Here is a 20,930-nt window from a genome sequence, read left to right as displayed (position 1 = left end):
CACGGGCTTCGTGACGACCGCGTTGGCGCCGATCGCCGCGTCGTCGCCCACCTCGACCGGCCCGAAGATCACCGCGCCGGGACCGACGTACACGCGGTCGCCGAGCGTCGGAACGCCCTCGCGCGGCCGCCCCTCCTCCTCCCCGCGGCCGCCCGACCCGATCACGACGCCGGGGCTCAGGTTGCAGTTGCGGCCGATCCTCGCCCGCGGGTTGATCACGACGTGCCCGAAATGGCCGATGTACAGCCCGCCCCCCACCTCCGCCTCCGGACACAGCGAGATCCCCGAAAGCACCTCGATCGCCTTGACGGCGAACACGGAGACGAAGTGCGCCGCGAGGCGGACGAAGCGGGACCGCGAACGCACGAGCGGATAGAAGAAGCGATACACCGCGGCGGCCCAGAGGCCCTGGCTCAGGAGGATGACCGCCAGCCGCGGCCGGGGCCGCAGCCGGTAGCGGTCGACGTCTTCGAGAAAGCATCGCCACGAGGACGCGCAGGCCCGCAGGAGGCGGGGACCGCGGGCGGGGGAGGACGTCGTCATCGCTTCTCCCTCAGGCCGCCCCCGCCCAGGAGTCCTGCGACCGGGCGTGGCGCGGGATCTCGTTCCAGCGGGCGAGGCTCCGCGCGATGCCGGCGAGCGCGCCGGCGATCTGCATCCACGCGTCCGCGCGCCACGGGCGCCGTCCGGCGGCGGCGAGCGCGCGCCCCGTCTCGAGGACGGCGAGCCTTGTCCATTCGCGGCGGTACGCGCGCGGGTCCGTGGCGAGCCATCGCATCGTGTGCGCCCGCCCCCAGGTCGCCGTCATCCCCAGGCGCCACCCCGAGCGCGCGTATGGCGCGGGGCCGCGGCGACGCCGCGGGTGGAAGGCGAGCGGCTGGTTGACGAGATAGAGCCTCCCGAACCGGCTCGCGCATCGGCTGAGCACGCCGTCCTCGCCGCGGCCGGCGCCCGATTCGTAGAGCGCGACGAGGTTGTCGAGGCACGAAAGCTCGCGCAAAACGTCGCGGCGGAACGCCATCGCTCCGCCCCACAAAGTGTCCACGGGGACCGTCTCTCCCGGCGGGAGGCCGAAGAATGAGACGGTCTGCCCTCCGGCCGTGAGCGCGCCCGGCGGGTGCGACGCGGTGCGCAACCATCGTTCCTTGAAGGAGGCGGAGTTTCGGCGCGGCTGCTCCCCGGGGCCGTCCCAGGTGAGCACGAAACCGATCCCCGCGACGGGTCCGCGGCGGGCCGCCGTTGCGCGCGCGCGTTCGAGCGTCTCGAGCGCGCCTTCGGCCAGCCGCACGTCGTCGTCGAGGAAGAGCACCCACTCCCCCGTCGCGTGGGAAAAGGCCCACCAGCGCTGCCAGGGGAGCGCCCGGCGGGACGACGGAAGATGACGCACCCGCCATCCGGGATGGCGGGCGGCGAAGCCCGCCACGATCTCCCGCGTCGTACCGCCGGCCGAGGAGTCGCTGACGATCACCTCGCACGGCGCAAGCCTCTGCCTCCCGATCGCGTCGAGCGTTGCGCGCAGCAGCTCGGCGCGTTCGTGTGTGGCGATGCAAACGCTGATCGACACGTTCCCCTCAGGCGTTCGGATGGAAGTCGGCGCGGCGGGGATGGGCCACCACGTTCTGCGGCCGGAACCCGCGAATGCAGCCCACGTAGAACTCCTCGTTGCGCGCGAGCACCGCGGGAAGGGAGAACGCTTCCTTCGCACGCCGGCGCCCGCCCGCCCCGAGGCGGCGCGCCAGCGCGTCGTCGGCGAGCAGCGAGAGGATCGCCTCGGCGATCTCCTCGGGGCGGTCGGGGTCGACGAGGAGGCCGTCCCGGCCGTGCTCGATCATCTCGGGGCCGCTCCCCCGCCGCGTCGAGATCGTCGGGCACCCCGCCGCCATCGCCTCGAGCGGCGCCAGCGCGAACGCCTCGGCGTAGGAGGGAAAGACGGCCGCACGCGCGGAGTGGAGGTTCGCGAGCACCGTGCTCCGGTCGACGTGCCCGTGGAAGACGACGGTCTCGCGCGCGGAGCGGGGAACGAGGGACTCGAGGTACTCCCGCATCGATCCTCCCCCTTCGGTCGACCCGTCCTTGCCGAAGAGGTGCAGCTCCGCGTCGCGCCGGCGGGCGACGACGAGCGGCCACGCGCGGACGAGCGGCACGACCCCTTTCTTGGCGGTGAGCGTGCCGGTGAACATCACGCGGCGCGCCGAGCGGTGCAGGCTCCGCACCGGGTCGTCGGCGTCGACCGGATTGTGGAGGACCGCGTGCGGCCCCCCCCGGAGGCGGAACAGCGATTTCGTCCGATCGGCGGTGTAGCGGGAGACCGAGCACCAGTAGTCGGCCCGCCGCAGCGCGCGGCTCTCGATCCAGAACGCGGTGCGCTTGATCGGCCGCCGCGTCTCGGCGGCGAAGTAGCTCGCCGAGCCGTGGAGGCGCACGACGACCGGAACCGGCAGCGCCGGCCACCCCGCGGTGTATCCCTGGTAATCGGGCGCCTCGACGAGGTCGACGTCGCCCGCGGCGCTCCACTCCTCGATCATCCGGAAGAGCGAGACGCGCGCGGGGACCCAGCCGAGCCGGTAGTCGGGCTCCCGGAGGCGCCAGACGCGGACCCCCTCGTCCTCCTCGTAGTTCGGCGCCCGGTACGACGGCGGATAGATCCCGACGACGCGAACGGAGTGGCCCGCTTCCGTCAGCCCGCGGGCGAGGAGCCGCGTCATCGTGCCGATGCCGCCGTGCGGACCGGGAGGGTACTCGCCGCAGACGAACGCGATCTTCACGCGGCCCCCTCGCGCCGGAGATCGCCGGCCGAAGCCAGCGACCGCAGCGCGTCCGACAGGCGCCGCGAAGCCTGATCCATCGGCTGCTCCACGTGGAGGTGCAGCCAGCGGCGGCGCGCTTCCGCTTTCTCCCCCGGATGCTCGAGCGCGTGCATCACGACCGACGCGATCTCCTCCTTCCCGCGCGCCCAGTGGACCGGCTGGAGCTGGTGAGTCGTCTTGAAGTGCGGGAGGCGATAGATGTTCTCGAAGCTCCAGTGCGCGTCGCGTTCGGGGGGGTCGTAGGCGATGAAGATCGCGGGCTTGTCGAAGGCCGCGAAGTCCATCGCCATCGTCGAGCCGACGTTGATCACCACGTCCGAGTGAGCGACGACGTTGACCAGCAGCGCGACGTCGTCGCGCGTCGGCACGATCGTCGCCCAGTCCGCGCCGTTCTCGGAGCGCCAGAGCGGATCGGAGACCGCGATCTCGGGGAACCGCGCGAGCACGCCGTCCCAGCGCGGCGAGCGATCCACGGGGCTCCGCCGGAAGAGGATCTGGGGACGGCGGGCGGCCGGGATCGTCCGCAGCCCCTCGGCGAGGTCGGCGAGGTACACGGGGTCGTGCGGCGAGGTGAGCTCGTCGTCGCCCGAGAAGCAGACGACGCGCCGCGCGGGATCGAGCCCGAGCTTGCGGAGGAAACGGTCGCGGGGCTCCAGCAGCGACGGGTCGCGATAGCTCTCGAACTGGGGCGTGCCGACGATCTGCACGCGGTCCCGGGACACGTCCGGGTAGAGCGCGAGGAGCTCGTCCCGCATGAACTCGCTCCAGACGTAGTAGCGGTCGGCCGAGACCGGCATCCGCCCCTTCGGGAGGTTGTCCCAGGAGTAGATGAAGGTCGCCGTCGGGATCCCGAGCCGGCGCGCCGCGATCATCGCGGGAACCGCGCGGAGCGACTTCTGGTGGCCGCAGAACACGGCGTCGGGCCGCTCGTCGGCGAGCAGCCGCTCGAAAGCGCGCGTGTGGGAGGCGCGGGACGCGAGCGCCTGGTGGAGGCGGTCGAGGAACACGATGCGCCGCGGCCCGGCGGCCGCGCGCCCGAGCGCTTTCGAGACGCGCTCGATCGCTCGCGCGGCGAGGCGCGACGGCGGCCGCCGCGGCTGGATCGGGGTGCCGGGGTCGAGCCGGAGCTGCCAGTAGAGCTGCGCGTGGATCTTCGCCTGCCGAACGATCCGCTCCGCCAGGCCGTCGCGGATCGCGGGGAGCTCCCGCCAGGTCACGGCGTTGCCCCACCGCTCCCGGAACGGGGAAATGTCGGCTTCGGAGAGCGCGTGCCAGACGACGACGAAACCGGATTCGAGGAGCCGGTCGACGAATTCCGTGCAGAAGAAATTCCGGATGCCGACGCCATTCGGGACGATGATCAGGAACCGGTGGCGCTTCATGCGCTCACCGCCGGCAGGCGATCGGCCGCCGTCCGGGCGAGGAGCCCGAGCCCGATCCACTGCCACACGAAGAAGCTGTTGTCCGAGGCGCCCCGGCGGTAGTCCGCCCACGCCCGCCGGACCCCGGCGGAGTCGAGCCACTCTCCGCCGCGCGCGGCGATCGCGTCCTCGATGCATTCGCCGGCCCACTCCGAAATCTCCCCGCGGAGCCACTCCCGCTGCGGGGTCTGCAGCGGGCGCTTGGGGGCCTCGACCACGCCGCCCGGCAGCAGCGGCGCCGCGATCTTCCGGAGCAGTCGCTTGCCGCGGTCTCCCTCGATCTTGCGCTCGGCCGGCTGACGGAGGGCGAGCTCGAACAGCCGATGGTCGAGGAAAGGCTCCCGGAGCTCGGTCGAGGAGCGCATCGACGCGCGGTCGTTGAACCGGAGCGCCCTCGGAATCTTGGAGTACCGGGCGTCGCGGTACTGGAGGTTCCGGAGCCGGTCGGGGAAGGGCGCCGGCGTCGAGACCTCGATCGCCCCGGCGCGGAACTCCGGCGCGAGGCAATCGGGCCGCACGGGGCTCTGCGCCGTCCCCTGGACGAGCGGCGCGCCCGTCCCCCGGTAGTAGTCGTAGCCCGCCCACTGCTCGTCCATCCCCTGGCCGTCGAGGAGCACGATCACGCCGCGGCGCCGCGCCTCCTCGAAGAGGCGCGCGTAGGCGAGCGTCGGGATCCCGCCGAACGGCTCGTCCTCCGATTCGGCGACCGAGGCCGCGAGCGCCGGGACATCCGCCGCGCGGAGGCGGCAGTCCACGTGCGGGTGCCGCGTCCGCTCGAGCATCGCCCGGACCCACGGGAGCTCGTCGTATCGCGGGTCGCCCGTCGAGAACGTGAACGCGGACACGTCGTCGTCGGCGCCGCGCACGGCGTGGACCATGCCGAGGAGCGTCGAGGAGTCGACGCCGCCGCTCAGGTTGATCCCGACGGGGACGTCGGAGCGGAACCGAAGCGCGACGGCGTCGGCCAGCAGCGCGCGATACTCCTCCTCGACTTCCTCCTCCGGCCGGCGGTCCCACCCCTGCCCCGATCGCTCGGCGAGGTCGTACCAGCGCTCGACGCGCAACGCCCCGTCCTTCCACGTCAGCGTGTGCCCGGGCGGCAGCGCCGAAACGCCCTTCCAGAACGTCCGCCCGGAGACGTCCGACATCCCCGACGCCAGGTACGCGGCCCAGACCGCCGCGTCCGGCTCCCGCGCGACGCCGGCGGCGTGCAGCGCCTTGATCTCGCTCGAGAAGAGGAGGTCGCCGGCCGGCCCGGAAGCGTAGTGGAAGGGTTTCACCCCGAAGCGGTCGCGCGCCGCCCAGAGGGTCTGCTCTCGATCGTCCCAGATCGCGAAGGCGAACATCCCGATCAGGCGGTCGAGGCAGGCCGCTCCCCACGCCTCGTACGCGGCGAGCAGCACCTCGGTGTCGCTCCGGGTGCGCAACGCGTATCGCGAGCCGAGCTCCCGCGCGAGCTCGCGGTAGTTGTAGATCTCGCCGTTGAACACGATCCAGCGCCGCCCGTCGCGCGACATCGGCTGGCGGGCCTCGTCGGAGAGGTCGATGATCGCGAGCCGGTCGTGGCCGAGGGCGGCGCGCGCGCCCGGCGAGACGAAGCTCCCCGTCCCGTCCGGCCCGCGGTGCCGCTGCGCGGCGAGCATCGCCGGCAGGCGCCGCTCCCCCGTCACTGATCCGACGATCCCCGCGATGGCGCACATCGCCCGGTCACCGCACCTCGGAACGCCGCACGGTCCATTCGCCGGCGGGGTGGAGGATCGCCTCCACGCGGCTGTGCCTTCCGGCCACGTCCAGCGGCACCTTGTCCGAGACGTAGCGCGCCTTGCCGAAATTCCCCCAGAAGAGCGCCTTGAAGTGCAGCGAATAGAGGCCGCTGTTGAGCCAGAGCGGGGGGATCTTGACGCCGATGGCGTAGTCGCCCCGCGAAACCGCCGCCAGACCGAGCTCCGTGCTCTCCTCCCGCAGGTGGAAGACCATCCGGTTCTGCATGTCCTCGACGATGCAGAAGAGCGAGAACCCCGTGACCTCCTGGCGCACCGCGAGCCGCGTGCGCGCCTCGAACGGCTCCGACTGGCCGATCGCGTTCTCGCCGGCGGGTCCCGTGACGCGGACGTGCGAGAACCCGGAAGCGGTGGTTCCCTCTTCCGTCTCTCCCCCTTCCCGCGCGGCCTGGAACGCGCCGATCTGGGTGAAGTAGGTCTCGATGCACGTGCCGACGTCCCCCGACTGGAGGACGTGGCCATTCTCGAGGAAGAGTCCCTTCGTGCAGAGCGAACGCACCGCCCCCATGTTGTGGCTGACGAAGAGCACCGTGCGGCCGGTTCGCGCGACATCCTCCATCTTGCCGAGGCACTTCTTCTGGAAGAGCGCGTCCCCGACGGCGAGGACCTCGTCCACGAGGAGGATGTCCGGCTCGAGGTGGGCGGCGACCGCGAACGCGAGCCGCATGTACATCCCCGTCGAGTAGTGCTTGACCGCCGTGTCGATGAACTTCGCGACCTCCGCGAACGCGACGATCTCGTCGAATTTCGCCTGGATCTCGGAGCGATGCATGCCGAGGATCGCGCCGTTCAAGAAGACGTTCTCCCGGCCCGTCAGCTCCGGGTGAAAACCCGTGCCCACCTCGAGAAGGCTGCCGACGCGGCCGTGGATCACCGCGGAGCCTTCCGTCGGCTGCGTGATGCGCGAGAGGATCTTCAGGAGCGTGCTCTTGCCGGCGCCGTTTCGGCCGATCACGCCGACGACCTCGCCGGGGCGGACCTCGAAGGAGACGTCACGGAGCGCCCACATCGTCGTGTCCGCCGAACGCGGCCGCAGGAACCGGCGCATGGGCGCCGTCATGAGCGAGGTGAACGAGTCGCGGATCGTCTTGTAGCGGGGACGGATCTCCCCGATCCGGTAGCTCTTCGAGAGGCTCTCGACGCGGATCGCGGCGGGCGCCGCCTCGCGCGGGAGTGCGGGGGGCTCGATCGCGGCGGGGGCGGCGACCGTCATCGGCGCACTCACCCGGCGCTCCCCGCGCGGCGAGCGGCGATCGCCTCCGCGCGTCTCCAGTCGTCCATCTCGTCCAGGTTCACGACGTCGTCCTCCTCCGAGATCCAGCCGGCGACCCGGTCCCCGTAGAGCGTCCCGCCCTCGAGCACGATCTGCGCGCGCACGACGTAGACCGAGCCGTCGCGGCACCAGGCGGGCGGCAGCGCCTGGCGCCGCGGGATCGGCGACGCCTCCCCCGTCGAGAGCCGCAGCAGACCGTCGTCGGACCGGAAGTACACCCAGTGCGGGTTGTGCTCGGCCGGGACCGGCACGACCGAGATCACGGAATCCGCGCCCGACCGCTCGAGGAGCGCGACACAGCCGTCGATCGTCGCGGGCCGCCGGAAAGGCGACGTCGGCTGGAGCAGGCAGACGGCGTCGTAGCGCTCGCCGTGGCGCTCGAGCCAGCGGAGAGCGTGCTGGACGACCGGAAGAGTCGGCGTGTCGTCCTCGGCGAGCTCCGCCGGCCGCAGGAACGGGACGGCGAGACCGGCCGCGCGGCCGGTCTCCGCGATCGCCTCGTCGTCGGTCGACAGGATGACCTTCGAGAGGGAAGCGGCCGCGAGGGCGGTGCGCGCGGTGTACTCGAGAAGCGGCCGGCCGGCGAGCGCCCGCAGGTTCTTGCGCGGAATGCCTTTCGATCCGCCGCGGGCGGGCACGAGCCCGAGCGTCCTCATGCGTACGCCAGCCGCTTCTCGATCGTGAGCGGCCGCTCGGCCAGCAGGCCCGCGATCGTTTTCCCCGCGCCGCCGTTGCCGTACACGTCGTCGGACGCATACGGTCCGTGGTCGTGCTGGCGGCGGACCGCGGCGACGATCTCGCGGCACGAGTACCCGACGTCCATTACGTTGCGCCCGCGGTCGCGGCCTCCCTGCCGCGAGCCGACGTTGACGACGGGCACGCCCAGATAGGCGCACTCGCGGATCCCGACGCTCGAGTTGCCGACGAGGCAGCGGCTCGCGCGGACCACCCGGAGGAAATCCGCGGGTGACATGTTCTTGAAGAAGCGGATGTTCTTCGGCTTCTCCGTCTCCCGGAAGGAGCGGATCGCGTTGGACGTCCCGTCGGATCCGGCGTCGACGTTGGGCCAGAACCAGAGCGTCGGGACGTCGAGCGTGCGGATCGCGTGGAGCGTCTCGGCCGCGTGCTCCCGCGCTTCCGCGTACTCGGTCGTGACCGGGTGCTGCAGGACGACGATGTAGTCGCCCGAAAGATCGATCTCCGCCCCGACGCCCCCGTACTTCCCGAAGGGATCGAACCGGATCTCCGGGTCCGCGGCGACCTCGGCCGCGACGTCGATCGAGGGACAGCCCGTGACGAAGACCGAATCGGGGGCCTCCCCCATCCGGAGGACGCGCTCGGCGGCCGGGCGTGTCGCGACGAAGTGGAGGTTCGAGAGCTTCGTCACCGCGTGGCGCACCTTCTCGTCGATCGAGCCGGTGATCTCCCCTCCCTGGACGTGCGCGACGGGAATGTTCATGTACGACGCGGCGACCGCCGTCGCGAGCGTCTCGTACCGGTCGGCGACCGTCACGACGACGTCGGGCTTCAGGTTGTCGAAGACGGTCGCGAGCTCGAGCAGCCCGAGTCCGGTCGTCTTCGCCATCGACGCGAGGTTCTCTCCCTCGAGGACCATGTAGACGCGGGCGGCGATCGGGAAACCGTCTTCCTCGATCTGCCGGACCGCCGAGCCGTAGCGGTCCAGCAGCGCCGAAGCGCCGACGACGAGCTGCAGCTCGAGATCCGGATGCTCCTGCACCGCGCGGATCGCGCTCTTGATCCGGCTGTAGCTCGGACGCGCCGTGACGGTCACGCACACGCGACGCTTCCGGGCACCGGCGCCGGCCCGCGCGCTCACCGCGCTTTCTTTTGGCGCGCTCACCGCGCCCTCCGTCGCCGCTCTCACCGCGCTTTCTTTTCGCGCGCTCACCGCGCTTTCTTTTCGCGCGCTCACCGCGCGACCTCCAGGTCCGCCGGGGCCAGGAGCTCGTCGGCGCGCACGTCGCGCACCAGACGCGCTCCGACGAGCTCGGGCAGGCGAGCCGCGGGGATGCCGCTGCCCGGCTTCTTCACGGCGAGGACCTCGCGCGTCAGGATCGTCCCGGCGGGCAGGTCTCGGCCCGCGACGACGCTCTTCGTGAAGAGGCCGCGCAGCGGCGCCGCCTCGCGCGCCGCGGCGTCCTTGTCGACGGGATGCGCGCGCATCGTCTCGATGAAGCGGATACCCTCGACGAGGAGCGCGAGCTCCTCGGGGACGAGCGACACCGGGACGTCGGGGCCGAACATCCGGCGCGAGAACGCGACGTGGACCTCGACGACGTCGGCGCCGAGAGTGGCCGCCGCGAGCCCCGGGAAGATCTTCCCCGAGTGGTCGGAGAGGCCCGCCGGAACGCCGTAGCGCTGCCGGTAGAGCTCGAGCACGTTCAATCCAATTTTCTCCGGAGGGCACGGGTAGGCGGAGGTGCACTGCAGGAGGGCGAGCGGGACGCCGCGTCCGCGCACCTTCGCGACCGCGGCGTCGATCTCGGGCCAGCCGCTCATCCCCGTCGAGAGGATCACGGGCCGGCCCGTCGCGAGGATCGTCTCGAGGAGCTCGCCGCTGCCCGTCTCCCCCGAGGCGACCTTCCACGCGGCGACGCCGACCCGGTCGAGGAGGTCGACCGCCGCCCGCGAGAACGGCGAGCTCAGGAACCAGAGACCCCGATCGTCCGCGTGCGCTCTCAGCCCCCGCCACCCCTCCTCGGAGAACTCCATCCGTTTCCAGTAGTCGTAGCGCGTCGCGTCCTGCGGGGAGAACCGGACCCGCCAGGGCTCGGCGGGCGTGCTCTCGGCGGCGGCGATGTGGGTCTGGAACTTGACGGCGTCGGCGCCGGCGTCGGCGATCGCGTCGATGAAGGCGTGCGCCATCCCGAGGCTCCCGTCGTGCGCCTGCGCAACCTCGCCGATCACGACGCATCCGCCGCCCGCCGCCCGCGGGCCGGGGAGCGCCTCGCGGAACCGCCTTCCCTCAGACCACATCGGCGAAGGTCCTCTCCATCCGGCGGAAGTAGTAGGCGCCGGCGACGAGCATCGAAACGGATACGACGGCGCTCGCGGCCACGACGGGGCCCGGCCGCGCGCCCGAGCCGAGCAGCGCCCAACGGAAACCCTCGACGACGCCGGTCATCGGATTCAAGCCGTAAAGCCATCCCGGGAGGCCGTGCGAAACGAGCCACTTCGTCACTTTCGCGGAGGGATAGATGACGGGCGTGACGAAGAGCCAGAGCTGGACGACGAAAGGGACGACGTACTTGACGTCGCGGTATTCGACGTTCAAGGCGGAGAGCCAGACCCCGACGCCGAGGGACGTCGTCAGGGCGAGCAGCAGGAAGAGCGGGAGGAGGACGACGCCCGCCGTCGGGTGCACGTGGTAACCCAGCATCATGCCGAGCAGGATCACGAACGCGATCGAAAAGTCGACCGTGCCCGCGAGCACCGACGACATCGGGATCACGAGGCGCGGAAAGTAGACCCGCTTGATCAGCGCCGAGGACCCGACGAGGCTGTCCGACGACATCGAGAGCCCCTGCGCGAAGAACGTCCACGGCAGCAGCCCCGCATACGAGAAGATCGGATACGGCAGCCCCTCGGATCCGACGTTGGCGAGCTTGCCGAAGAAAACGGTGAACACGATCATCGTCATCAGCGGCTGGAGCACGGCCCATGCGGCGCCGAGCGCGGTCTGCTTGTACCGGACCTTGACGTCGCGCCAGACGAGGAAGTACAGGAGCTCCCGGTAATCCCAGATCTCCGAGAGCCCGAGCGACATCCACCCGCGCGACGGGCGGATGACGAAGGTCGGCCGCTCCGCGGTATCGACGACGGCGCTCACGGCCGCCCCGCCTCGAAGAGCCGCAGCGCCGGGGGCTCCCCGGTCACGGCGAGCGCCGCGACGTAGCCGGCCGCCGGCGTCAGCGGCACGAGCCACCACCGTCCGACCTCGTCGGGATCGCGATGCGCGCGCAGGCGACGCGGCCCGCCGCCGTCGGCCCGTACCTCGAACGCGTCGAGCGGGAAACCGAGTCCATCTCCCCGTCCTTTCAGATAGGCCTCCTTTGCCGTCCAGACACGAAAAAAAGCTTCGGAACGGGTGCCTTCGGGCAGGGCCGCCAAAGACGCGACCTCCGCGGGAGCAAAAAACTTGCCCGCGATATCGGATCCGTCGTATCCGGCCCGGACGCGCTCGAGATCGGCGCCGATCTCCCCGGACGACGTGAACGCGATCAGGACGGCGTCCTTCGATCGGGACAGACTGAACCGGAGCGGAGCGTCCGGGAGCTGCGGTTTCCCCGCGGGACCGTATTCGAACCGCAGCTCCGCGGGCGACGCGCCGAGATATCGCGCGGCGAGCTCCCGCAGCGCGCCCCGGCCGGCCGCCCAGCGCGTCCGGTCCTCCGCGAACCGGAACGCCGCCGCCCGCTCGCGCTCGGCGGGATCGAGCAGTTGCCCCCACGCGGCGATCCTCTCCGCCGCGATCCCGCGCAGGTCGCACCACCACGCGTGCGCTTCGCCGGCGCCGATCGAGGGGAGCGTCATCGCGCCGCCGCCGCTTCCGCGCGCCGCGCGATCTCGCCCGCCAGCCCGGCGACCGTCGGCTGCTCGAAGAGCACCCGGAGCGGGATCTCGACCTCGAAGATCGACCGAAGGCGCGCGAGGATCCGCGTGGCGAGCAGCGAGTGCCCGCCGAGCTCGAAGAAGTTCTGATCGACGCCGATCTCGCCGACACGCAGGATTTCCGCCCAGGTCCGCGCGACGAGCGTCTCCGTCGCGGTGCGCGGCGCCTCTCCCGTCGAGCGCCGCTCCGGAGCGCGGGAGGCGAGGGCGCGCCGGTCGACCTTCCCCGATGCCGTGAGCGGGAAGGCGTCGACGAAGACGAATTCGGACGGAATCATCGGCTCGGGCAAGAGACGGCGGAGCCGCTCGCGGAGCGACGACGCCGCGACGCGACGCCCCGCGCGGACGAACGCGGCGAGCCGGCGCTCCGCTCCTTCGCCGGCCGCGACGACGACGGCGCCGAGCACGTCGGGATCGTCCTCGAGAGCGGCCTCCACCTCGCCCGGCTCGACGCGCACTCCGCGGACCTTCACCTGAGCGTCGAACCGTCCGAGGAAATCGATCGCGCCGTCGGCGCGCCGTCGCACGCGGTCTCCCGTCCGGTAGAGCCTTCCCGGGCCGAACGGGTTCGGCACGAACCGCTCGCGCGTCTCCTCCGGACGTCCGAGGTATCCGCGCGCAACCCCTTCCCCGCCGATCGCGAGCTCTCCCGCGACCCCGAACGGAACGAGCCGGAGTCGCGGATCGACGACGTGCAGCGACGTGCCGGCGATCGGGCGCCCGATCGGAACCGTCCCCGGTCCCGGGTCTTCGACGCGGCCGACGGCGGACCAGATCGTCGTCTCGGTCGGACCGTAGAGGTTCCACACCTCCCGGCCTCGGCCGAGGAGCGCGCGCGCGAGCTCTCCCGAGAGCGCCTCGCCGCCCGACAGGATCTTCAGGTCCGGCTTCCCCTCCCACCCGTCGGCCACGAGCATCGCCCAGGTGGCGGGCGTCGCCTGGAGGATCGTCGCCCTCGACCCGCGGAGGAGACGCGCGAGCGCGCTCGGGTCGGCGGAATCCTCGCGGGAGGCGACGACGAGTTTCGCGCCGGAGGCGAGCGGGACGAAGATCTCGGCGATCGCGATGTCGAACGTCGCGGGGGTCACCGCGAGCCACACGTCGGAGTCCTTCGCGCCCGGCTCGCGGACCATGGAACGGACGAGATTGACGAGCGACCGGTGCTCGACCACGACTCCTTTCGGCCTCCCCGTCGATCCCGAGGTATAGAGCACGTAGGCCGCGTTCTCCGGCCCCGCGGACCCGCCGCGGAGATCGTCGCCCGGCACCGCCGGTCCGTCGACGAGCACCGCCGGAAGCGACGGGCACGCGTCGTTCGCCTCGCCGGCGCGATCGGTCAGGACGAGCGATGCGCCCGAGTCCGCGACGATCGCGTCGATCCGCTCGCGCGGATGCGACGGGTCGAGCGGAACGAAGGCGGCCCCCGATTTCACGACCGCGAGCAACGCCGTCGCGAGACGGACCGACCGGTCGAGGAACACGGCCACCCTGCGCTCCGGCCCCGCCCCCGCGGCGCGCAGCGCGGCCGCGAGGCGGTCCGACTCGCGGTCGAGCTCCGCGGCGGTGAGCCGCTCGCTTCCGAACGAGACGGCGACCGAGTCCGGGAAGCGCCGGAGCCGATCGGCGAAGAGGCCGGCGACGGTCGCGGGATCACCGGCCTCGGGCTCCGGTCCGGCCGAGAGACGCCGGAGCGCCTCGCGTTCGGCCGCTCCGGCGAGGTCGATCGCGGAGAGCCTGCGGTCCGCGCCTTGCGCGAGGCCCGCGAGCACGTTCTCGAAATGAGACGCCATCCGTTCGACGGTCGCCGCCTCGAAGAGGTCCCGGTTGTAGGACCAGAGGCCAATCGGGCCCTCGCGGTCTTCCCCGACCGTCAGGGTCACGTCGAACGGCGCGGCGCCGTTGTCGATCGGCTCGATCGAGACTTGCAATCCGGGGAAGGGCGGGGCGGCGTCGAGGTCGCCGTGGAAGTTGAACATGAGCTGGAAGACGGGCGTGTGGCTCAGCAGCCGCTCCGGGCGGATCGCCTCGACGAGCTTCTCGAACGGAAGGCTCTCCCGGTCGAACGCGTCGAGCGCTTCGTCGCGGACGCGCGCGAGGAAGTCGGAGACGGTCGGGTCGCCGGAGCAATCGACCCGGACGACGAGCATGTTGACGAAGAGACCGATCAGGTTCTCCGTCTCGAGGCGCTTTCGCCCGGAGATCGGCGTCCCCACGACGACGTCGTCGCTCCCCGTCCACCGCGAGATCAGGAGCTCGAAGGCGGCGAGCAGGAACATGAAGAGCGTCATCCCGTGCCGCCGGGCGGCCGCCCGGAGCTCGCTGCCCGTCTCCGAAGAGAGCGTCCGTCTCAGACGTCCCCCGGTGAAGGTCTGGCGCGCCCCCCTCGGCCGGTCCGTCGGAAGCTCGACGACCGGGGGCGCCCCCTCGAGACGCCGGAGGGCCCGCCGGAGCGGCCCCTCGAGCGTTTCGTCGGTCATGGTCCGCCGCTGCCACTCCGCGAAGTCGCCGTACTGGACCGGAAGCTCCGGGAGACACGGGCGCTCCCCGGAGACCAACGCGCCGTAGAGCGCGGCGAGCTCGCGCAGGAAGACCGGGACGGACGCGGCGTCCGAGATGACGTGGTGCATCGTCCAGACGAAGAGCCGCCGATCCGCGGAAATCCGGATCAGGACTCCCCGCGCGAGCGGACCCCGTTCGAGATCGAAGGGGCGCCGCGCTTCATGGGCGGCGCGGGAGAGCGCGGCCGCCTCGCGGTCGCCTGAAATCCCGGCGAGCGGATCGATCTCGAGCGGCACCGCGGCCGGGGGATGGATCCTCTGCCGGGGCTCGCCGGATTCGTTCTCGAGAGTCGTCCGGAGCGACTCGTGGCGCTCCACGATCGCCCCGACCGCGCGCGCGAACGCTTCCTCGTCGAGCGGGCCTTCCAGACGCACCACGCGGGCGACGTTCTGCACGGGAAGCCCCGGCTCGAGCTCCTCCAGGAACCAGACCCGGCGCTGCGCGAAGGAAAGCGGCGCCGTCTGCCGCGATTCGCGCCGCCGCGGCCCGGCCGCCGGGCCCGGAGCGCCGAGATCGAGCGCGGCGAGGGCGCGCTGCGCGAGGCGATCCGCGGTGTCGCTCATGACGCCTTCGCCGCGCTTCCGGCGGGGATCGCCGGCGCGTCCGCCGACTCCTTTCCGCACGCGCGGGAAACCGCCTCCGCGAGTCCCGCGATCGTCGGGTTCTGGAAGATCGCCGGGAGGGGAAGCGGGACCGGGAGCTCGCGCCGGATCCGCGCCATCACGCGCATCGCGACGAGCGAGTGCCCTCCGAGCTCGAAGAAGCTCTCGTCGACGCCGATCTCGGGAAGGCCGAGCGTCTCCTTCCAGATCCCCGCGATCCACTCCTCGACCGGGTTGCGCGGGGGGGTCCGGGGACGCGCCGGCGCCCCCGCGGCGATCCGGGCGAGATCGACCTTTCCCGACGCGGAGAGCGGGAGCTCGTCGACGACCGCGATCCGCGCGGGAATCCACGCATCGGGAAGCTCGCGGGCCGCGAATTCGCGCAGGTCCCGGACGTCGGGCCGTTCGTCCGGTCTCGGGACGACGCACGCGACGAGCTCCGCCTCCGCACCCGCACGCCGGACCGCGACCGCCGCGCGACCGACCGCCGGGTGACGGCGGAGCGCCGCGGCGACTTCGCCCGGCTCGACGCGATGACCGCGGATCTTCACCTGGTCGTCGATCCGCCCGAGGAACTCGAGGGAGCCGCCGGTGAGCGCGCGGACCCGGTCTCCGGTCCGGTACGCTCTCCCGCCGGGGACGAACGGGTCGGCGACGAATCGCGGGGCGGTCTCCCCCGGCCGGTCGAAATATCCCTCCCCCACTCCCGCGCCGCCGATCCACAGCTCGCCGGCCGCCCCGGGCGGGGCGGTCCGTCCCGTTTCGTCGATCACGTAGGCGCGGACGTTCGCGATCGGACGGCCGATCGGCACCGTCTCCCCCTCGAGCGGCTCGGACGGGTCGAACCGGTGGACCAGCGCGCCGACCGTCGCTTCGGTGGGGCCGTAGTGATTCACGACGCGGCAGCCGCCCGCCGCGGCGGCGCGGGCGAGATCCGGCGAGAGCGGCTCGCCGCCGAAGACGAGCAGCCGGCGGGGCACGCCCGCGCTCTCAGCGGACGAGAGCGCCGCGAAATGCGACGGGACGATCTTCAGGACGTCGATCGCGCGGTCGCGAACGAAAGCGGGGAAGAGAGCGGGATCGCGCGTGACGTCCCGCGGCGGGATGTCGATCGTCCCCGCCGACGCGAGCGCCGGGAAGAGGCACGTATGGCCGAGATCGGCGGCGAGGCTCGACGGCGTCGCGAAGCGCAGGCCCTCCTCCCCCTCGAGGAGCTGCTGCCAGACGAACATCGTGTAGTTGACGAGGCCGTCGTGCCGGAGGAGCGCGAGCTTCGGCTCGCCGGTCGAACCGGAGGTGAAGATTCCGTAGGCCGGATCGGCGGGGTTCGAGATCGAAGCGCGCCGTCGTCCGCGACCGCGCATGCGGCCGGCTTCCAGCGGGAGGACCGCCGCGTCGCCGAAGTCGAAAAGCGCCGACGCGCGGACGTCGGCGAAATACCACCGGGCCCGCGATTGCGCGAGCTGGCGGGATAGACGCGCCGCGGGCTGGTCCGGATGGAGCGCCACCCAGACGCCGCCGGCCTTCCAGATTCCGAGGATCGCCGCGATCGCCTCCGGCGACGGGTCCGCGCAAACCGCGACGAAGGATCCCGGGGCGACTCCGCGTTGTTCGAGGAGCGCGGAAACGTTTTCCGCCGCACGGTCGAGATCCCCATACGTCATCGATCCCCCGGGGCCGGCGACCGCGGTCCGGTTCGCGTGCCGCGCGGCCTGAGCCTCGAAGAGCTCGTGCATGGCGAGTGCGGGGAACGGCGTCGGCTCCGCCCACAAGCCCGCGGCGGAGCCGGCCGGCGTTGCCGCCGGGGACAGGCGCTCATCCATTGTCATCGTTCTCATTTCCATCTCCCTCCAACAGCGCGGCCATCGCGACGGCGATCCTCCGCTTTCCGGCGTACGCCCGGCGGCCGTGCGCCGCGAGCGTGTTGTCGACGAGGAGCAGATCGCCGCGCCGCCACGACACCGCGGCGGCTTCCGCCTCGGCCGCCCCCCGAACCTCCGCGACGACTCCGTCGGGAATCGGCGAACCGTCGCCCCACGCGACGCGGCGCGGGAAGTCGTCTTCCGGCAGGAGATCGGCGAGCGCCTCGCGCACGTCGGCGGGCAGGCACGCCGGATGGTGCAGGAGGATCTGGTTGAAAAAGACCCGGGCGCCGTTGCGCCGGATCACCGCGGGACGCCGCTGCCGGATCCGCAGGCCTCCGTCCGCCGTCCATTCCCAGGCGATGCCGTCGGCGCGGCACCGCTCCTCGACCTCCGCCCGGTCGCCCGTGCCGAAGTACGCCTCCCACGCGACGTCGATTCCCGGGGTGAAGCGGCGCAGGTAGACGACGCCCGCGCGTTCGAACCGCTCCCGTGCCGCGGCGGGGAGCCGCTCGAAGACCCGGCGCCCGTCGGCGATCACGGTTTCGCCCCCTTCCGCCGCGGGCGAGAGGCAGAAGAAGGCGATCCGTCTCGGCCAGCGGGCCGTGTGCGCCCCCTCGTGATGGAAGAGGATCGGGAGCTCTGGCGGATACGGCGTGGCTCCGTACACTTTCCCTCCGAGCGCGCCGCGCGGGAGATCGCCGTAATTTCCGGCGAGCGGGCCGCACAACGCCTCCGCCGCCTTCTCGAACGCGGACGCGCCCGGCAGGTCGAAGCCGCGGAAGAGGACGGCGCCGGCGCGCTCGAGCGCCGCGTCGATCGCGCCGCGGCGCTCCGAGGACCAGCCCGCGAGGTCGATCCCTTCGGCGGACACCTCGAAGCGCGGGAGCACCCCCGAACGGCCGGGGGCGGCGCCGAGAAGCGACGGGGCGATCGAATGCCGGGCGCCCGCGAAAGCCGCCATCAGACCGCCCGCGTCCTCGGAAGCGCGCCCGACGATGCGCGGTCCGCCGGGATCGCCCGGTCGATCGCCGCCCGCAGCTCGCGCGCGAGCAGGCGGACGTGCGGCTCGACCAGCATGTTCTCGTGGTCGCCGGCGACGTGATGGACCTCGACGCCGCCGGACGCGAGCGCGCCCCACCCCATGTCGCGCCCGGTCGAATCCGCGACGGACCGGATCGCCGCGCGGAAGAGAGTGACGCGCCCCCCGTACGGTCGGGCCACGAACCGGCGGTTGGCGAAGTACCCCGCCTCCCGCACGCTCCGGAGCGTGCGCGGCATCGGTTTCGAGTATTCGGCGAAGAGGCGGTAGACGATCTGCCAGAGGCGGCTGCGGATCCGGCGGCGCACCGTGCGCGCCTTCTTCCGGATGTACTCGCCCCGTTCCTTCTGGAGCAGGAGGTTCTCCATGTGGTAGTCGACCCGCGCGAAGAAACGCGCGAGGCCGTGGCGCATCAGGACCCGCAGCGGCCGTCCCGCTCCCGTTCCCGGAGCGAACGTGTCGAAGAGCGCGAGCAGCGCGACTTCTTCTCCCTCGGCCTCGAGCCGGCGGGCCATCTCGAAGGCCACCTTCCCGCCAAACGACGCGCCGCCGACGAAGTACGGCCCGCGCGGGAGCACGGCCCGCATCTGCTCGATGTAATGCGCCGCCATCTCCTCGACGGTCGTGTCCGGCGGCGTCACGCCGTCGAGTCCCCGCGCCTGCAGGCCGTACACGGGCTGGTCCGCGCCGAGATGGCGGGCGAGCGTGTGGAATCCGACCACGTTCCCTCCGACGCCCGGCACGCAGAAGAACGGCGGACGGGAGCCGCCGCCCTGGATGACGACGAGCGACGACCACGGCGCCGCCCACCCCTCCTTGCGCATCACCGCCGCGAGCTGCGCGACCGTCGGCGCCTGAAAAAGCGTCGCGAGCGGGAGACGGCGGCCGAGGACGTTCTCGATCCGCGCGAAGAGCCGAACCGCCAGCAGGGAATGGCCGCCGAGCGCGAAGAAGTTGTCGTTGACCGAGACGCGGCGCGCGCCGAGCACGTCCTCCCAGATCCGGACGAGCGCGAGCTCGATGCCGTCGTGCGCCGAGACGCGCTCGTCTCCCCCCTCCGCGCAGGGATCGGGGAGCGCCTTCCGGTCGACCTTCCCGCTCGCCGAGAGCGGGAGCGCGTCGACGGGAACGAACGCCGACGGAGTCATGTATCGCGGAAGCCTCGCGAGGGCCCACCGCCGGATCTCCTCTTCCGGAACGCGCGCTCCGTCGCGCGGCACGATCCAGGCGACGAGGGACCGCTCTCCGGCCGCGTCGGGGCGCGCCTCGACGACCGCCTCGAGCACGTCGGGGTGCTCCTCGAGCGCCATCTCGACTTCCGCCGGCTCGATGCGGAAGCCGCGGACCTTCACCTGCGCGTCGAGGCGGCCGAGGAACTCGATCGTGCCGTCCTCGCGCCACCGAGCCCGGTCGCCGGTCCGGAAGAGGCGCGCTCCGGAATCGCCCGAGAACGGATCCGGAACGAACTTCTCCGCCGTCAGCTCCGGCCGGTTCCAGTATCCCCGGGCGATGCCGTCCCCTCCCGCGTGGAGCTCGCCCGGAACTCCCACCGGCACCGGGTTCCCGGCGCGGTCGAGGATGTAGACGCGGGTGTTCGCAATCGGCCGGCCGATCGGGATCGGCCCGCGAATCGCGTCGTCGGGAGCGACCTCGTGACAGCACGTGAACGTCGTCCCCTCGGTCGGCCCGTAGCCGTTCACGAGGCGCAGCCCCGGAAACGCCGCGAGCGCGCGGGCAACGTGCGGCGCCGAGAGGACGTCTCCCCCCGCGAGGAGCCGCCGGAGCGGTGCGAGGAGCGACGGGCGCTCGTCGACGACGAGGTGGAAGAGTCCCGCCGTCAGCCAGAGCGTCGTGACGCCGCCCCGCCGCACGGCGTCCTCGAGCTCCGAGAGGGACGGCGTTCCCGGGTCCGCCAGGGCGAGGCGCGCGCCGTTGCCGAGCGCGCCCCAGATTTCGAACGTGCTCGCGTCGAAGGAGAGCGAGGACGCCTGCAGGAACGTCTCGCGCGGACCGAAGTCCGCGTAGCGCGCCCCGCGGACGAGGCGGACGATGCCCCGATGGAGCACCGCGACGGCCTTGGGCACCCCGGTCGACCCCGACGTGTACATCAGGCAGGCGAGGTCGTCGAGGACGCCCGCCGCCGGAAGATCGTCGCCGGGCTGCCGCGAGATCGTGTCGCGGTCGCGGCGCGGGGAAAGGACCGGGATCGTAACGGGCGGGCAGTCGTCGGCGACGAGCGCCGAGAGCCCCGCGTCGCGCCGCATCCATTCGAGGCGGTCCGCCGGATACTCCGGATCGAGCGGAACGTACGCGCTCCCCGTCTTGAGGATCCCGAGCAGGGCCGCGATCATCTCGGGCGAGCGTTCGACGGCGATGCCGACCCGGGACCCCGGGCAGACGCCGACCGCGGCCAGCGCGCGGGCGATCCGGTTCGCGTTCCGGTTCAGTTCCGAGTACGTCCAGCGACCGCCCCGGAACTCGAGCGCGACGGCGTCCGGGCGCCGGCGCGCCTCTTCTTCGAAGAGCGCGGCGACGGTGGCGCGCGGATAGTCGGTGCGGGTGCGGTTCCAGTCGACGACGATCGTCCGCCGCTCCTCGTCCGAGAGCAGCGGCAGCCGCGAGACCGGGCGCCCGGGATCGGCGACGATTCCCGCGAGCAGATTCTCGAAATGGCGGGCCATCCGCGCGATCCGGGCTCCGTCGAAGAGCGCGGTGTTGTATTCCCAGGTCGTCCGGAGCCCGGCGGGGCCGTCGAAGACGTAGAGCGCGAGGTCGAACTTCGCCAGGCGCAGGGCGACCTCGACCGGCGAGCCGAGGATCCCGTCGAGGCGCAGCGGCTCGCGCGGGGCGTTCTGGAGCGCGAACATCGCCTGAAAGAGCGGGTTGTGCCCGCCGCTGCGCTCCGGACGGAGCTCCTCGACCAGCCTTTCGAACGGGAGGTGCTGGTGCTC

At 72.2% G+C, this 20,930-nt stretch carries 15 protein-coding genes; all 15 read right to left on the bottom strand.

Going from position 1 to position 20,930, the window contains the following annotated elements:
* Positions 1-543, bottom strand: a 543-nt coding sequence (locus VKH46_01235; GenBank protein ID HKB69435.1) for a DapH/DapD/GlmU-related protein, incomplete at its 3' end; no start/stop codon positions are given.
* Positions 544-553: 10 nt separating this feature from the next.
* The gene (locus VKH46_01230) at positions 554-1,564 is read right to left on the bottom strand and encodes a glycosyltransferase (GenBank protein ID HKB69434.1); all 1,011 of its coding nucleotides are present in this window, start codon (positions 1,562-1,564) and stop codon (positions 554-556) included.
* Positions 1,565-1,571: 7 nt separating this feature from the next.
* Positions 1,572-2,765 (bottom strand): glycosyltransferase family 4 protein, encoded by a 1,194-nt coding sequence (locus VKH46_01225; GenBank protein HKB69433.1) that lies wholly within the window; start codon positions 2,763-2,765, stop codon positions 1,572-1,574.
* Positions 2,762-4,189, bottom strand: a complete 1,428-nt coding sequence (locus VKH46_01220; GenBank protein HKB69432.1) for a hypothetical protein — start codon at positions 4,187-4,189, stop codon at positions 2,762-2,764. The genes VKH46_01225 and VKH46_01220 overlap by 4 nt, the downstream gene beginning before the upstream one ends.
* Positions 4,186-5,928 (bottom strand): asparagine synthase (glutamine-hydrolyzing), encoded by a 1,743-nt coding sequence (gene asnB, locus VKH46_01215; protein ID HKB69431.1) that lies wholly within the window; start codon positions 5,926-5,928, stop codon positions 4,186-4,188. The genes VKH46_01220 and asnB overlap by 4 nt, the downstream gene beginning before the upstream one ends.
* A 7-nt stretch (positions 5,929-5,935) precedes the next feature.
* Positions 5,936-7,222 carry an ABC transporter ATP-binding protein gene (locus tag VKH46_01210; protein HKB69430.1) on the bottom strand — a complete coding sequence of 429 codons (1,287 nt, stop codon included), beginning with the start codon at positions 7,220-7,222 and terminating at the stop codon, positions 5,936-5,938.
* A gap of 8 nt (positions 7,223-7,230) precedes the next feature.
* Positions 7,231-7,938: an acylneuraminate cytidylyltransferase family protein gene (locus VKH46_01205; protein HKB69429.1), complete on the bottom strand. Its 708-nt coding sequence runs from the start codon at positions 7,936-7,938 to the stop codon at positions 7,231-7,233.
* Positions 7,935-9,119, bottom strand: coding sequence for a UDP-N-acetylglucosamine 2-epimerase (gene neuC / locus VKH46_01200; protein ID HKB69428.1), 1,185 nt, complete (start codon positions 9,117-9,119; stop codon positions 7,935-7,937). Before neuC ends, VKH46_01205 begins: the two co-directional genes overlap by 4 nt.
* A 92-nt stretch (positions 9,120-9,211) precedes the next feature.
* Positions 9,212-10,279, bottom strand: coding sequence for an N-acetylneuraminate synthase family protein (locus VKH46_01195; protein ID HKB69427.1), 1,068 nt, complete (start codon positions 10,277-10,279; stop codon positions 9,212-9,214).
* On the bottom strand, positions 10,269-11,132 hold the full coding sequence (locus tag VKH46_01190) for an ABC transporter permease (GenBank protein HKB69426.1): 864 nt from the start codon (positions 11,130-11,132) through the stop codon (positions 10,269-10,271). The genes VKH46_01195 and VKH46_01190 overlap by 11 nt, the downstream gene beginning before the upstream one ends.
* Positions 11,129-11,836 carry a 4'-phosphopantetheinyl transferase superfamily protein gene (locus VKH46_01185; GenBank protein HKB69425.1) on the bottom strand — a complete coding sequence of 236 codons (708 nt, stop codon included), beginning with the start codon at positions 11,834-11,836 and terminating at the stop codon, positions 11,129-11,131. The genes VKH46_01190 and VKH46_01185 overlap by 4 nt, the downstream gene beginning before the upstream one ends.
* A complete protein-coding gene (locus tag VKH46_01180; GenBank protein ID HKB69424.1) occupies positions 11,833-15,036 on the bottom strand; it encodes an amino acid adenylation domain-containing protein in 3,204 nt (1,067 codons plus the stop codon). Before VKH46_01180 ends, VKH46_01185 begins: the two co-directional genes overlap by 4 nt.
* Positions 15,033-16,913 (bottom strand): non-ribosomal peptide synthetase, encoded by a 1,881-nt coding sequence (locus VKH46_01175; protein HKB69423.1) that lies wholly within the window; start codon positions 16,911-16,913, stop codon positions 15,033-15,035. The genes VKH46_01180 and VKH46_01175 overlap by 4 nt, the downstream gene beginning before the upstream one ends.
* Positions 16,891-17,901, bottom strand: coding sequence for a TauD/TfdA family dioxygenase (locus VKH46_01170; GenBank protein HKB69422.1), 1,011 nt, complete (start codon positions 17,899-17,901; stop codon positions 16,891-16,893). The genes VKH46_01175 and VKH46_01170 overlap by 23 nt, the downstream gene beginning before the upstream one ends.
* The coding region (locus tag VKH46_01165) for an amino acid adenylation domain-containing protein (protein HKB69421.1) at positions 17,901-20,930 on the bottom strand (3,030 nt) is incomplete at its 5' end. The genes VKH46_01165 and VKH46_01170, both read right to left, overlap by 1 nt.

Source organism: Thermoanaerobaculia bacterium (assembly GCA_035260525.1).
Classification (GTDB): Bacteria; Acidobacteriota; Thermoanaerobaculia; order UBA5066; family DATFVB01; genus DATFVB01.
Note: the sequence above shows the minus strand (reverse complement) of the source record. Positions and strands in the feature narration are given on the sequence as shown.